General features: G+C 72.7%; 11 protein-coding genes and 1 pseudogene. 7 read left to right on the top strand and 5 right to left on the bottom strand.

The features are described from left to right. Nucleotides 1-40: 40 nt before the first annotated feature. A complete protein-coding gene (locus V6U90_RS17290) occupies nucleotides 41-643 on the bottom strand; it encodes a phosphoesterase PA-phosphatase (protein ID WP_334437203.1) in 603 nt (200 codons plus the stop codon). Beyond that, nucleotides 640-1,512, bottom strand: a complete 873-nt coding sequence (locus V6U90_RS17285) for a hypothetical protein (RefSeq protein WP_334437201.1) — start codon at nucleotides 1,510-1,512, stop codon at nucleotides 640-642. Before V6U90_RS17285 ends, V6U90_RS17290 begins: the two co-directional genes overlap by 4 nt. 473 nt (nucleotides 1,513-1,985) lie before the next feature. On the opposite strand from V6U90_RS17285, the gene pdhA reads away from it, so the two are divergent. From pdhA to V6U90_RS17250, 7 genes and pseudogenes are all read left to right on the top strand, one after another. After that, nucleotides 1,986-3,170, top strand: coding sequence for a pyruvate dehydrogenase (acetyl-transferring) E1 component subunit alpha (pdhA, locus tag V6U90_RS17280; RefSeq protein ID WP_334437199.1), 1,185 nt, complete (start codon nucleotides 1,986-1,988; stop codon nucleotides 3,168-3,170). Then, nucleotides 3,170-4,160 (top strand): annotated as a pseudogene (locus tag V6U90_RS17275) (alpha-ketoacid dehydrogenase subunit beta). Before pdhA ends, V6U90_RS17275 begins: the two are co-directional and overlap by 1 nt. Next, nucleotides 4,157-5,674: a dihydrolipoamide acetyltransferase family protein gene (locus tag V6U90_RS17270; protein ID WP_334437197.1), complete on the top strand. Its 1,518-nt coding sequence runs from the start codon at nucleotides 4,157-4,159 to the stop codon at nucleotides 5,672-5,674. Before V6U90_RS17275 ends, V6U90_RS17270 begins: the two are co-directional and overlap by 4 nt. Before the next feature lie 225 nt (nucleotides 5,675-5,899). Continuing rightward, on the top strand, nucleotides 5,900-6,037 hold the full coding sequence (locus V6U90_RS17265; RefSeq protein WP_208812230.1) for a hypothetical protein: 138 nt from the start codon (nucleotides 5,900-5,902) through the stop codon (nucleotides 6,035-6,037). A 477-nt stretch (nucleotides 6,038-6,514) separates the two neighbouring features. Continuing rightward, nucleotides 6,515-8,974: a hypothetical protein gene (locus V6U90_RS17260; RefSeq protein ID WP_334437192.1), complete on the top strand. Its 2,460-nt coding sequence runs from the start codon at nucleotides 6,515-6,517 to the stop codon at nucleotides 8,972-8,974. A gap of 222 nt (nucleotides 8,975-9,196) precedes the next feature. Continuing rightward, on the top strand, nucleotides 9,197-9,661 hold the full coding sequence (locus V6U90_RS17255; RefSeq protein WP_334437189.1) for a hypothetical protein: 465 nt from the start codon (nucleotides 9,197-9,199) through the stop codon (nucleotides 9,659-9,661). 73 nt (nucleotides 9,662-9,734) lie between these two features. Next, nucleotides 9,735-11,564 (top strand): NHL domain-containing thioredoxin family protein, encoded by a 1,830-nt coding sequence (locus tag V6U90_RS17250; RefSeq protein ID WP_334437187.1) that lies wholly within the window; start codon nucleotides 9,735-9,737, stop codon nucleotides 11,562-11,564. Nucleotides 11,565-11,617: 53 nt separating this feature from the next. On the opposite strand, the gene V6U90_RS17245 is transcribed toward V6U90_RS17250, so the two are convergent. Genes V6U90_RS17245 through V6U90_RS17235 form a run of 3 tightly spaced genes read right to left on the bottom strand, consistent with a single transcriptional unit; the run spans nucleotide 11,618 to nucleotide 13,855 of the window. Then, complete coding sequence (locus V6U90_RS17245; RefSeq protein WP_334437184.1) at nucleotides 11,618-12,367, bottom strand: LamB/YcsF family protein; 750 nt, start codon at nucleotides 12,365-12,367, stop codon at nucleotides 11,618-11,620. Then, nucleotides 12,351-13,202: a biotin-dependent carboxyltransferase family protein gene (locus tag V6U90_RS17240; protein ID WP_334437181.1), complete on the bottom strand. Its 852-nt coding sequence runs from the start codon at nucleotides 13,200-13,202 to the stop codon at nucleotides 12,351-12,353. Before V6U90_RS17240 ends, V6U90_RS17245 begins: the two co-directional genes overlap by 17 nt. Continuing rightward, a complete protein-coding gene (locus V6U90_RS17235; RefSeq protein WP_334437179.1) occupies nucleotides 13,199-13,855 on the bottom strand; it encodes a 5-oxoprolinase subunit B family protein in 657 nt (218 codons plus the stop codon). Before V6U90_RS17235 ends, V6U90_RS17240 begins: the two co-directional genes overlap by 4 nt. Nucleotides 13,856-13,921 lie beyond the last annotated feature (66 nt).

Raw genomic sequence — 13,921 nt, 5'->3', positions numbered from 1 at the left:
GGCCCCCCATTAACGCTTTCGGTATAGGAAGGGCCCCCTGTTAACGCCCGAGCCCGAAGACCAGGCCGGTCACCGCACCGCCCACGATTCCGCCGACAACGACCTGCCCGACCGTGTGGTCACCCAGCCGCACCCGGGACCACCCGACCAGCACGGGTAACGGCAGGCTGAGCAGCAGCCCCGGCCCGAAGACCAGCACCAGCACTGCGGCGGCCCCGGTCGCCACCGCCACGTGGACCGACATCTTCCACCTGGGCCCGAGAACCGCACCGACGAGCAGGCCGACCGCCCCCGCCGTGACGAGTGCGCGTACCGGCCCCGGCGCTCCCAGCAGGGTCAGCGCGAGCAGCCCGGCCAGTACCGACGCCAACCCGACCAGCAGCGGCAGCCGCCGCTGCTCGCGTACGCCCACGTGGTGGTCGGTCAGCCGGCCCCGCCGTACCCCGCCGACGATGTAGGCGAACGGGATGACGCTGGCGAAGAGCGCGGCGAACAGCCCCCAGGCCAGGCCGGTACCGCCCGGCGTGCTGTGCCAGCCGATCACCACCAGCAGCAGGGTGGCCAGGACAGCAGGCGCCGTGAACTCGGTGACCAGTCGGGCCAGACGTAGGGCCGGCCCGGTGTCGTCACCGCGCCCCGTCACCGCGCTTCGGCGGATGCCACCCGGGGCGTCGGCCCCGGCGACGGCGCCGGAAACCCCGTCGGGACCGGGGCCACCGTCGGGACCGGGGCCACCGTCAGAGCCGGAGACGGACGGAGCGCCGGGGAGGGCGGCCCGGCGTGGTCGCTGCCGGCTGCCATCGGGAACGTGTCCGGGCGACCGGCGTGCGGCGTCCGGGGCCCGCGTGGTGGGGTGGTGCGTTCCGGCGTGACCGGAACCGGCGGTGGCGCGGTCAGGGTGGGCACGGGTGGCGGGGGTGTCGGACCCGGTTCCGGGTAGGGCTCCTGGCTGGGCGGGGGCGACGGATCCGGGCTCCCGGTCGGACCCGGCCCGGGAGTGTGGCTCCCGGTGGGTCGTGGCGAAGGATCGGGAGACGGTCGCGGCGAAGGATCGACCGGCGGGCTTGGCGCCGGGCTCCCGGGTGGGGACGGCGACTGCGCCGGGGGCCGGAGCGGGCCGGTCAGGCGGTCCGGTGACGCCGCACCGGCGAGTGCACGCCACCCGGTGGAGGCCGCCGGTTCCGCAGGCAGGTGCGGCAGGGGAGGCGGGGCCGGTACGGCGGTCGGCGGCTGCGGGACGACCACCGGCCCGACCGATGGTGGCGGGATGAACGGGGTCACCCCGTCCGGCAGGGCCGTCCCTCCGATGGTGGCCGAATCGGCGCTGATCGCCGCGAGGATCGGCATCGAGGCGGTGCCGGCGAGTAGAGCGACGGTGAGCAGGTAACCGCGCGGCGGCCCGGCCAGCCCCTGCGCGCGGTGGGCGCCGATCACCCGACGGTAGCTGGTCCCACCACCCACCCGGTGCCGGCCGAGCAGGGGTGCGTTCAACTCCTCGTCGTGTTCCGACACCGCCCGGGCTCCTCGTCTCGATCCTGCCGCCTGCCGGAGCGGTCACACCATGGGTGACCGGTTCCGTCACCCAGAGTGTCCCAGTCACCCTGGGTTGGCTAGATCCTCACAGCGTGTCGACACGCGGTTTTGTTCGGGCGAGCCGACCCGACCGGATTATCCGCCGATATGGGGATCAATCGGGCCGTTTTCTGGTTCTTCGCCAGGCCGTTATGTGGGACCGCTCACCTGCTCTGCGAATATGGGACCCGACGGCAACGCAGCCGTGGCCTCCGCGCACCCTGCGGCAGGCGCGGCTGGGCGCCGGCGCTCCCGAACCGGGTTCAGCCAGAATCCGGCTCACGCCGCGTGGCAACCCCTACCGGGGCTAGGCGCGGCCGCCAGGAAACCGGTCCGGCAGCAGCCGGGCAGGCGCACGAGTTGCGCGGTCGGGTCACCCCCGGTGCCGACGCACACATCACAGGGAGAGACGGATGGCAAAGGGCGACCCCGGGGTCACGGCCCGCGGCAGGCGGGCCGCACCCCGGTCGAAGCGAGCGGCGGCGGGTCGCGTGGGCGACCCCGAACTGGTCCAGCTACTCACGCCGGAGGGCGACCGGATCGAGAGCGCGACCGGCCCGGACGGTACGGAGTACCGCGTCGACTTCACCGACGAGGAGTACCGCGGGCTCTACCGGGACCTGGTCCTGGTCCGCAAGCTCGACGCCGAGGCGACCGCGTTGCAGCGGCAGGGCGAGCTCGGTCTCTGGGCCAGCCTGCTCGGCCAGGAGGCCGCCCAGGTCGGCTCCGGGCGGGCGCTGCGCACGCAGGACATGGCCTTCCCGACCTACCGTGAGCACGGCGTGCTCTACTGCCGCGGTATCGACCCGATCATGCCGCTCAGCCTGTTCCGTGGCGTCGACCAGGGCGGCTGGGACCCGAACGAGTTCAAGTTCAACATGTACACGATCGTGATCGGGGCGCAGACCCTGCACGCGACCGGGTACGCCATGGGCGTCACCATCGACGGCCGGACCGGCAGCGACGACGGCGAGGCGGTGATCGCCTACTTCGGCGACGGCGCCACCAGCCAGGGCGACGTGAACGAGGCGTTCGTCTGGGCCGGCGTGTTCAACGCGCCGCTGGTCTTCTTCTGCCAGAACAACCAGTACGCCATCTCGGAACCCCTGGAGAAGCAGACCCGGATCCCGCTCTACCAGCGGGCCGCCGGCTTCGGCTTCCCCGGTGTACGGGTGGACGGCAACGACGTACTCGCCACCTACGCGGTCACCCGGGCAGCGCTGGACAACGCCCGGCACGGCCAGGGTCCGAGCCTGATCGAGGCGTACACCTACCGGATGGGGGCGCACACCACCTCGGACGACCCGACCCGGTACCGGATCGCCAGCGAGGTCGAGGCGTGGCAGGCCAAGGACCCGATCGCCCGGATGCGGGCGTTTTTGGGCAAGCAGCAGCTCGCCGACGACACCTTCTTCGCCGAGGTCGACGAGCAGGCCCGCCGGGAGGCGGTGGACCTGCGCGAGCGGGTGCTGGCCATGCCGGACCCGGATCCGGTCAGCATGTTCGACCACGTCTACCCGAACGGTTCCCCGCTGCTCGACCAGCAGCGTGAGCAGTTCAGCCGGTACCTGGAGTCGTTCGAGGGGAGCGCGCACTGATGGCCACGGAGACCCTCACCCTCGGCAAGGCCCTCAACACGGGCCTGCGGCGCGCCCTGGAGAACGACCCGAAGGTCGTCATCATGGGCGAGGACGTCGGCAAGCTCGGCGGCGTCTTCCGGATCACCGACGGTCTGCAGAAGGACTTCGGCGACCAGCGGGTGATCGACACCCCGCTCGCCGAGTCCGGCATCATCGGCACTGCGGTCGGCCTGGCCATCCGGGGCTACCGGCCGGTCTGCGAAATTCAGTTCGACGGCTTCGTCTACCCGGCGTACGACCAGATCGTGTCCCAGGTCGCCAAGATGCACTACCGGTCCCGGGGCAAGCTCAACATCCCGATCGTGATCCGGATCCCGTTCGGTGGCGGCATCGGCGCGGTGGAGCACCACTCGGAGTCGCCGGAGGCGTACTTCGCGCACACCCCCGGGCTCAAGGTCGTCTCCTGCGCCTCACCGCAGGACGCGTACGTGATGATCCAGCAGGCGATCGCCTCGGAGGACCCGATCGTCTTCCTGGAGCCGAAGCGGCGCTACTGGGAGAAGGGGGCGGTCGACCTGGACGCCCCGCTCGACGGCGCGTACCCGCTGCACTCCGCCCGGGTGGCCCGCCCCGGCACGGACGCCACCGTGCTGGCGTACGGGCCGATGGTGCGGACCTGCCTGGACGCGGCGACCGCGGCGGCGGAGGACGGCCGCCAGTTGGAGGTGATCGACCTGCGCTCGATCTCCCCGCTCGACCTCTCCTCGGCCTACGAGTCGGTACGCCGTACCGGTCGGTGCGTGGTGGTGCACGAGGCCCCCGGGCAACCTGGGTCTGGGCGCGGAGATCGCGGCCCGGATCACCGAGGAGTGCTTCTACTCCCTGGAGTCCCCGGTGCTGCGGGTGACCGGTTTTGACACCCCCTACCCGGCCGCCCGGGTGGAGGAGGAGTACCTGCCGGATCTCGACCGGGTGCTCGACGCCGTCGACCGTGCCGTCGGCTGGTGAGCGCGATGTCCCGGATCAAGGAGTTCAACCTGCCCGACCTGGGCGAGGGACTGACCGAGGGCGAGATCCTCAAGTGGCTGGTCGCGGTCGGTGACGTGATCGAGCTCAACCAGCCGATCGTCGAGGTGGAGACGGCCAAGGCGGCCGTCGAGATCCCGGCGAAGTGGGCCGGTCGGGTGCAGACGATCTTCCACGAGGAGGGTACGACCGTCGAGGTCGGCAGCCCGATCATCTCGATCGACACCCAGCCGGACGCCGGGCCACTTGAGCCGGCCAGCACCACCGGTCAGCCGGACGCCGCCCTGCCGACCCCGTCGGCCGCCGCGCTGGCCGCGGTGGAGGTCGCCCCGGCCGAGGGTGCCGTCGAACCGGGTCTGATCGGTGGTCCTGCGCCGGGTGGCCGGACCGCTGTGCTGGTCGGGTACGGCCCCCGCACCACGGCCGCCAAGCGGCGCCCCCGCAAGGGCGCCGGCCCGGTCGCCCCGGCACAGTCGGCGCCGGCCCAGCCGACCCCACCCAGCGCTGCCGATCATGGAGTTGTGATGGGTGACAAACCTGTCCATAGCTCCCCGAACCAGGCACCACAGGTCCATGATCGACGCAACGGGGCGGGCGCACCGGGCGGTGGCCTGGTGCTCGCCAAGCCGCCCGTACGCAAGCTCGCCAGGGATCTCGGCGTGGACCTGAGCATGCTGACCGGGTCCGGGCCGCTCGGCTCGATCACCCGGGAGGACGTACAGCGGGCGGCTGCCGGGGCGACGGCGGAGGCGGCGCCCGCGCCGGTCCGCACCACCGTGGCGCCGGTCTTCGACGCCAGTCGGGAGCAGCGCATCCCGGTCAAGGGTGTCCGAAAGTTGACGGCGGAGAACATGTCCGCGTCGGCGTTCACCGCGCCACACGTAACGGAGTTCCTGACCGTCGACGTGACGCGGGCGATGAAGGCACTGGACCGGCTACGGGTCCGGCCCGAGTGGCGGGACGTCCGGGTGTCGCCGTTGCTGCTGGTCGCCAAGGCGGTCCTGCTCGCGGTCCGTCGGCACCCGATGGTCAACTCGACCTGGGCCGGGGACGAGATCGTGGTCAAGGACTACGTCAACCTCGGTATCGCTGCGGCGACCGAACGCGGGCTGATCGTGCCGAACATCAAGGACGCCGGCCGGCTCACCCTGCGTGAACTGGCGGACGCGATGACGGCGCTGGTGCAGACCGCCAAGGCGGGCCGGACCTCCCCGGCGGACATGTCCGGGGGGACGCTGACCATCACGAACGTGGGGGTGTTCGGCGTGGACACGGGTACTCCGATCCTGCCGCCCGGCGAGTCGGCGATTCTCGCCTTCGGTGCCGTCCGGGAGATGCCCTGGGTACACAAGGGCAAGGTACGCCCACGTCAGGTGACCACCCTCGGCCTCTCCTTCGACCACCGGATCATCGATGGCGAGTTGGGCTCGAAGTTCCTGCGGGACATCGGCGCGTTCCTGACCGATCCGGAGGCGGCACTGCTCGCCTGGACCTGACGCCACGCGGCTGAACAGTTACGGCCGGTGTGCCGGGTTAACTCCCGGTACACCGGCCGTAACCATGAGATGGCCGCAATCCTTCGCTGGACACTCTCCCAAACCTTTGATTCTTCGGCTGGTGGCACAGCTCACCTAACAATCGTTGGCGCGGAAGGTCCCTGGTGCGCTTCAATAGAGACATCAACGACGGGCTGACAACCGAATAGCCAGGGGGAGAGACCAATGAGCATGATCGACCGCATCCGCCACCGCCGCGACGCCAACCGCCGGGCCCGGGCCATCGAGCGCGCCCTGCGCTCCGCCAACTCGCCGGCCGTCCGCGACGAGATCATCGCGATCGCGCAGCGGCAGTACAGCTGACCCGCACCGCAGCAGTACAGCGGCAGGACAGCCGAGCCGGGAGTACCGGCAGCACCGCCGAATCGGAGGGCCGCAGCGTAGCGGCGCCCGAGCCGGCCAAGGAGCGGCCGACGCACCGGCTGAGCTGAACGGACGTGACTCGCCTCCTCCAGATCGACGACCCGCCCGGACCCCCGGGCGGGTCGTCGGCGTTTCGGGCCGTTTGACACCGGGATTCCCCCTCATCGCACCGCCCGGTACGGTGGGGCTCGGTCGTCATCCCCGGCCACGGAGGTTGTCAGGCGGATGCCAACCGCCCGGCACCGGACCGTGGCAGAAGGTGACGGCCGGCGCTCCCCGGCCGCGATGGGCGGGCACCGGCTACGGTGCGGGGAGCCGACCCGGCCGGCAACGCCGGCAACGCCGGCAACGCCGGCAACCCTGCCGACAGAAGCTGGTCGGTATCGGCGGCCGACATGTGATGGAGGAGGCGCACGCATGACGTCCGAGGGCCCGCACCACCCCGGCCAGGAGCCGGACGAGGTCGCGCCGGGCGCCGGCGGATCGGCGCCGTTCGGCGGACAGCCGACAGCAGCACCCCGCCCCGGCGGCGTACCGGACCTGGGTTGGGCACCACCACCGCCGCCCCCGATGGAGCAGCGGCAGCAGAACGGCTGGGAGAGTGCCCCGGCACCGGGCCACGGATCGGCCGGGCAGCAGCCGGGCTGGAGGCCCGGCCACGGACCGGACCACGGCCGCGCCGAACAGCCCGCCTGGGACGTACCCGCCGAGCCGGCCCGACCTATCCGGGCGACCGCATCGGTCCCCGTACCCGGCGCGGACAGCAGGCCGTCCTGGGACACCCCGGCACCCGCCGGTCAGCCCCACTGGGCTGGCCCGGGTGGTCCGGGTGGCACGGACCTTCCCGAGCGGCCCGAGGTACCCGCCGTGGAACCGTGGGACCCCGGCGAGGCGTGGGGAGCAACCGCCCCCGCGTCAGGACCGATTGCTTCCCCGGCACCGACTGCGCAACCCGCCGACACCTGGGGCTCGGCGCCCTCCGCAGGTGCTCCGCAGCCCGCCGACACCTGGGGACCGACGCCCTCGGCACCGGTCTCCGGCGGCAACCCGCAGTCCACCGAGCCCTGGGGGTCCGCACCCCAGGCGAACGGCTGGGAATCGGTTCCGCAGCCGGTCAACAGCCCGGAGCCGAGCGGTTGGGAGCCCACTCCCCGCGCCGAGGACAACCCGGTCTACCAGCCGGCACCGGCACCTGGCTTCTCCCCTGCCGGAGCGGTCCCGCTCCCACCCCAGGAGCAACGCATCCCCGGTGCGAGCCTGGCTGCGTCACCCCCGGCGGACTACCAGTCGCAGATGGACTACCAGGCTCCGGCCGGATACCAGCCACCGATGGATCACCCGTCGCCCACGGGGTACGCCCCACCGCAGCAGCGTGGCCCGGTTGACGACGGCTATTCCGGTGGCAACGGTTTCCCGGGCGGCAGCGGCTATCCGGGGGGTGACACCGACCACCGCGCCGAGGGCGGTTATCCCGGCCCGGCCCAGCAGCGGAGCGACAGCGGCGGGTACCCCGTCGACAACGGCCAGGACCACCAGGGCCACACCGTCGACCAGCACTGGCCCGGCGCAGAGGCGACCCCCGGTGGCTGGGAGGCCGAGAGTCACCAGGCCCCGGTGGTACCGCAGCCACGTACCTCGCCCGAGTCCGCCGGTTCGGCCCGGGTGGCCGTACCACCCGCCGACCAGTCGGTGGGTGCCGATTCCGCCGCTGCGGGTGGCAGTATCACCGCGAGCGCTTCGGTTCCGATGCCGAACCGGGCGATGCCGCCGACCGACATGGCGGTGCGGCCGGCACAGCCGCCGCAGCCCCGGGTGTACGGGCGGCCGACCCGACCGGAGCCGGAGCCGGAGGAGGTCCCGCTCCCCGGTGACCCAGGTGACCATCGACCCGGCACCGAACACGGTGCCCCGGCCGGATACGGCTACGACCAAGGCCCGTCACACGGCAACGGGTACGACCAAGCTCCGTCGCACAGCGGGTACGACCAGAGCCCGGCACACGGCGGATACGACCCAGCTCCGTCGCACAGCGGGTACGAGCAGAACCCCCCGCACGGCGGCGGGTACGACCAGGGTGCTCCGCACGGCGGCTACGACCAGCAGCCGGCGAGCGCCAGTGCCCGGGTGGCCCCGCCGGCCACCCCGATCCCGGATTTCTCCCAGGGTCACGCCCCCTTCGGTGACCTGGTTGGCAACAGCCGACCGGTCAACGGCGTGAAGCCGAACACCCCGGGCGCAATGGGCACGGCCCGCACCGGTGGGCCCGAGCGCTTCGGTGATCCCGAACCTTTCGGTGAGCCCACCGCCCAGTTCAGTGGCGGGCTGCCCGGGTACCAGGAACACTCCGGACCGGGACGGTCGCCGCAGGACGGGCCGGACGCCACGGCGTTCGCGCCAGCGGTGCCGTCCCCTGCGTCCCGGCCGGCCGAGTCCTCCGGCGACGCGTGGGGCCAGGCGACCGAGGCGTGGCACCCGGGTGGCGAGCCGGAGCAGGGCCGCTTCGACGCCTTCAAGCCGGACGCCGAGCCGAAGAACGAACCGGCTCCGGCGCCGAAGGTCCGTAACGGGCGGGTCCTGCTGGCCGTGCTCACCGCGGCTGTCCTGCTGCTGGCGGTACCACTCGGTGCGCTCTGGCTACTCGGCAAGATCGGTAACGACGGGGACGGGACGGCCTTCGACCCGGCGGTCAACTCCTGTGTCAAGCAGTCCGGCAACTCGGCGGTCGCCGCCACCTGCGGGGAGCCGGGTACCTTCTCCATCGTCTCCAAGGTGGACGCGAAGGAGAAGTGCACCGACAAGACGCAGCCGCACGTCGTCCTGCCCGGCAGCGGGACGAACCGGGTGCTCTGCCTGAAGCCGGCCACCGCAGCCCGCTGACCCATGCCGTCGGGGTCACGCATTCCGCGTGGCCCCGACGGCACCAGCGGTACGCCGACGCGACGGTCCGCCCTGACCCGCCGCCTTGTCCGATCCGGACCGGCTAGGGATCGGCTGCCCAGCAACCGACTGGACCGACGTACCGCGTGGGTCGTCCTCGCGACCGTACCCGGAGCGCCCGACCCGTGTAATGATGGCGTCCTGACGGAGCGGAGGACCGCCATGCCGGACATAAGCAACGGACCCATCGGTCTCCAGCGCCGTCGGCTCGGCCACCCAGGTCTGCTGCACGCCCTCGCGGTGCTGGTGTTCGGGCTGCTGGCCTGGTCCGGGGCAAATGCGTGGGGCCGGGAGGTCGACGGGCTCGCGGTACCGTCGCTCATCACCGGATCGGCGGGATCGCTGGGCGCTCTGGTCATCGTGGCGGTGCTCCTGAGCCGGCGCCGCCATGGGGCAGGGCCGACTGTGGGCGCACCGGCTGCTGGGCCTGGGGTGCACGTGCAGGCGGCGACGCGGGTGTCGATGGGAGTGGCCGCCGTGGTGGCCCTCGTCATGGGCGTCGCCCTTGCCCCGAGCGGGACCGACCGGGGGTTCGTCATCTCGGTGGCCGTGTTCCTCTCCGGAGCGCTGGCGCTGTTCGCGCTGCTGGCCGGCGACCCGCCGGGTCGACCGGGGCGCCGGCCCTGAGGCAGTCTCCCGCGTGCCGTTTCCTGCGCCACGCCGAGCCGGATGGTCGCCGATGGTGCGGCAGGATAAGGGCATGAGTGCACGGGTACGGGCGCCGGAGCTGCGCGGTCGGGGCTGGCTGAACACCGGCGGGAAGGATCTCTCCATCGCCGACCTTCGGGGTCGGATCACCATCCTGGACTTCTGGACCTTCTGCTGCATCAACTGCCTGCACGTCCTGGACGAGCTGCGCCCGCTGGAGGAGAAGTACGGCGACGTCCTCGTCGTCATCGGGGTGCACTCACCGAAGTTCGAGCACGAGAAGGATCCGGACGCGCTGGCTGCTGCGGTCGAGCGGTACGGCGTGCACCACCCGGTGCTGGACGATCCGGAGCTGCGGATGTGGCAGCAGTACGCGGCCCGGGCATGGCCGACCCTCTGCGTGGTCGACCCGGAGGGGTACGTCGTCGCCACGATGGCCGGCGAGGGTCACGCCGAGGGCCTGTCCCGACTGATCGACGAGTTGATCACCACGCACGAGGCGAAGGGCACCCTGCACCGGGGCGACGGCCCGTACGTCCCGCCGGGCGAACCGGCGACCACCCTGCGCTTCCCCGGCAAGGCGGTGGCGCTCGACGACGGTGGCCTGCTGGTCTCCAATTCGGCCCGACACTCGATCGTGGAGTTGGACGCCGACGGTGAGACGGTCCGGCGCCGGATCGGCTCCGGCGGACGGGGCAGGACGGACGGGTCGGCCGGCACCGCCCGGTTCTCCGAGCCGCAGGGTCTCTGCCGGCTGCCTGCCCATACCGCCGAGGTGGCCGGGTACGACGTCGTGGTCGCGGACACCGTCAACCACCTGCTGCGCGGGATCCGGTTGGTCACCGGCGAGGTGGTGACCGTTGCCGGCACCGGTCGGCAGTGGCGTTCGACGGTCGACGACCACGCGCACGACGCGCTCTCCGTCGACCTCTCCTCTCCGTGGGACGTCGCCTGGTACGACAACCGGGTGGTCATCGCGATGGCCGGCATCCATCAGCTCTGGTGGTTCGACCCGATCCGGCGGACCGCCGGGATGTACGCCGGCACCACCGTGGAGGCGCTGCGGGACGGCCCGCTCGCCGAGGCGTGGATGGCCCAGCCCTCCGGTCTCTCCGTCTCCGCCGACGGGAACCGGCTCTGGATCGCCGACAGCGAGACCAGTGCCCTCCGGTACGTCGAGAACGGCACCATGGGTACCACCGTCGGGCAGGGTCTCTTCGACTTCGGGCACGTGGACGGCCCGGCCGACAGCGCCCTGCTGCAACATCCGCTCGGGGTGTGTGCGCTACCGGACGGCTCGGTACTGATCGCGGACACCTACAACGGGGCGGTCCGCCGCTTCGACCCGGCGGGCGGCACGGTCGCGACGGTCGTCGACGGGCTGGCCGAGCCGAGCGACATCGTACTGACCGCCGACGGTGGCGTGGTCGTGGTCGAGTCGGCGGCGCACCGGCTGACCCGCCTGGCTCCGGGTGCCCTGTCGGCTGCCGGGGTACGCGTCGACGGGCCCCGGCACCGCACCGAGCGCCCGCCGACCGACGTGGCGGCCGGCGAGCTGACCCTGGACGTGATCTTCACCCCGGCGCCGGGGCAGAAGCTGGACGAGACGTACGGCCCGTCCACCCGGTTGGAGGTGTCGGCCTCCCCGCCCGAGCTGCTGCGGGAGGGGGCGGGTACGGGTACCGACCTGTCCCGGCGGCTGGTGGTCGACGGGGCGGTGCCCGGTGGGGTGCTCCAGGTGACCGCGCAGGCGGCCACCTGCGACGTGGACAACGAGCACGGCGCCTGCCACCTGACCCGGCAGGACTGGGGTGTCCCGGTACGCGTCGTACCGGGTGGCGCCGCCCGGCTGCCCCTGGTGCTGCGGGGGCTGGACGCCTGAGGTGTTAAGCGGGGGCCCTTCCTATACCGAAAACGTTAATAGGGGGCCCTTCCTTACACGAACGCAGTGAGCCCCACGCCCGCCTCGACCAGCGCCGCCCGGACCAGCTCGGCGGCGTGCACCGCCCCGGGGGTGTCGCCGTGCAGGCAGATCGACTCGACCGGGCAGGGGATCGTGCTGCCGTCCACGGCGGTCACGGTCCCCCGGGTGGCCATGTGGACCGCCTGGGCGGCGACCGCCGCCGGGTCGGTGAGCAGGGCACCGGGTGCGGAGCGGGGCACCAGCATCCCGTTGGGCTGGTAGCTCCGGTCGGCGAAGCCCTCGGCCACCACCCGTAGGCCGGCGCCGGCGGCGAGTTGGGCGAGCACCGAGCCGGCGAGGCAGAGCACCGGCAGTTCCCGGTCGTACCCGGTGACTGCGGCGACCAGGGCCGCCGCCTGCGCCTCGTCGGTGGCCGCCGCGTGGTACAGCGCCCCGTGCGGTTTGAGGTAGCGGACCCGGGTACCGGCGATCCGGCAGAACGCCTCCAGTGCCCCAAGCTGGTAGACCGTCTCGTCGCGCAGGTCGGCGAAGGCGTATGCGATGTGCCGCCGGCCGAAGCCGGCGAGGTCGCGGTAGCCGACCTGGGCGCCGACCGCGACCCCACGTTCGGCGGCGAGGGCGCAGACCCGCCGCATGGTGGCCGCGTCCCCGGCGTGGAAGCCGCAGGCGACGTTGGCGGAGGTGATCAGGTCGAGCAGCGCCGCATCGTCGCCGAACTGCCAGGCACCGAAGCCTTCCCCGAGGTCAGCGTTGAGGTCCATGGAACCGGACGATAGTCCCCGGGCGGGCCTGCGCGAGCGGAGTCGGGTCGTCCACGACGGCGATCACCGGGTATCCCCCGGTGGTGGGGTGGTCGGCGAGGAAGATCAGGGGTTGGCCGTCGGCCGGTACCTGCACGGCGCCGAGGACCAGTCCCTCGCTGGGGAGTTCCCCGGCGACCGCGCGGGGCAGGGTCGCGCCGGTCAGTCGCGCGCCGACCCGGTTGCTGACCGGGCTGACCGTGTACGCGGTGCGCAGCAGCCGGTCGATCGCGGTGGCGGTGAACCAGTCGTGGCGGGGGCCGAGGTGGACACGGAGCCGGATCCGGTCCCCGGGTGGCGGCCCGGTGGGGGTGAAGTCCACCGGGGCGGGTGCGCCGGTGACCGGGCCGAGGGGCAGCCGGTCGCCGTCGCGGAGCGGCGCCGGACCGAGGCCGCTGAGGGTGTCGGTGGCACGGCTGCCGAGTACCGGTTCGACGGCCACGCCCCCGGCCACGGCGAGGTACGACCGCAGCCCGGTCTCGGCGGGCCCGATCTGCACCTGCGCGCCGGCCGGTACGGCAAGCGGGCGACCGCAGTCGCCGGGCCGGTCGCCGATCCACACCCGGGCCGGGGCGCCGGTGACCGCGACGGTGCTGGCCACCGTGCAGCGCAGTACGCAGCCCGTCAGGGTGATCTCCAGGCCGGCGGCCTGCTCGGGGTTGCCGACCAGCCGGTTGGCCAGCGTCAGGGCGGGCCGGTCGAGGGCGCCGGAGCGCGGTACGCCGAGGTGGGCGTACCCGGGGCGGCCGAGGTCCTGGACGGTGGTGAGGGCACCGGCGCGCAGGACCTCGATCACGCGTCCACCAGCCGGACCCGGGTGCCGGGGCTGAGCAGGGCCGGAGGCTCCCGGTGGATGTCGAACAGGGACACGTCGGTCCGGCCGACCAGCAGCCAGCCGCCGGGTGAGGTACCCGGGTAGATGCCCGCGTACGGTCCGGCGAGCGCCACCGAGCCGGCCGGTACCCGGGGTCGGGGGGTGGCGAGTCGGGGTACCGCGAGGTGTGGGGGGAGCCCGGTGAGGTACCCGAAGCCGGGGGTGAAGCCGCAGAAGGCGACCCGGAACCCGGTGCGCCGCAGCCGGTCGACCACCGCTGGCACGTCGACCTGCCAGTGACCGGCGACCACCGGCAGGTCGGCACCGTCGAAGGTGACCGGGATGTCGACGGACGGCCCGGTGGCCTGTGTGCCGGTGGCCAGGGCCTGCGTGCCGAGGACCGGGGCCTTCGTGCCGGTGGTCGGGGCGGGGGTCCAGCCCGCGATGGCCCGGCTGGTTGCGGCGGGGTCGGTAACCCCGTCGAGCAGTACCGTGCGGGCGGCCGGCACGATTTCGTCGACCGGCAGGTTTCCGGTATCGCGGCGGCGGCACAGCTCGTCGTGCCAGGCCTGGACCTCGTCCTGGTCGGCGCAGTCGAGCAGGAGGGCGTACGCCCCGACGGGCCGGATCCGCATAGGGCCATCCTGCCGTAACCATCGTGACGAGTTGCACTACCTGGAGGTAACCTACGGTGCCGTAAC

The sequence above is a fragment of the Micromonospora sp. CPCC 206060 genome, assembly GCF_036906895.1.
Lineage (GTDB): Bacteria > Actinomycetota > Actinomycetes > Mycobacteriales > Micromonosporaceae > Micromonospora.
The sequence above is the reverse complement of the archived record's forward strand: the minus strand, read 5'-3'. Positions and strand labels throughout refer to the sequence as shown.

Bases quoted from the DNA above. Each gene is read 5' to 3' on its own strand.
- V6U90_RS17235 (WP_334437179.1), bottom strand. From the start codon at position 13,855: ATGCGGATCCGGCCCGTCGGGGCGTACGCCCTCCTGCTCGACTGCGCC.
- V6U90_RS17250 (WP_334437187.1), top strand. From the start codon at position 9,735: ATGAGTGCACGGGTACGGGCGCCGGAGCTGCGCGGTCGGGGCTGGCTG.
- V6U90_RS17260 (WP_334437192.1), top strand. From the start codon at position 6,515: ATGACGTCCGAGGGCCCGCACCACCCCGGCCAGGAGCCGGACGAGGTC.
- V6U90_RS17265 (WP_208812230.1), top strand. From the start codon at position 5,900: ATGAGCATGATCGACCGCATCCGCCACCGCCGCGACGCCAACCGCCGG.
- pdhA (WP_334437199.1), top strand. From the start codon at position 1,986: ATGGCAAAGGGCGACCCCGGGGTCACGGCCCGCGGCAGGCGGGCCGCA.
- V6U90_RS17245 (WP_334437184.1), bottom strand. From the start codon at position 12,367: ATGGACCTCAACGCTGACCTCGGGGAAGGCTTCGGTGCCTGGCAGTTC.
- V6U90_RS17255 (WP_334437189.1), top strand. From the start codon at position 9,197: ATGCCGGACATAAGCAACGGACCCATCGGTCTCCAGCGCCGTCGGCTC.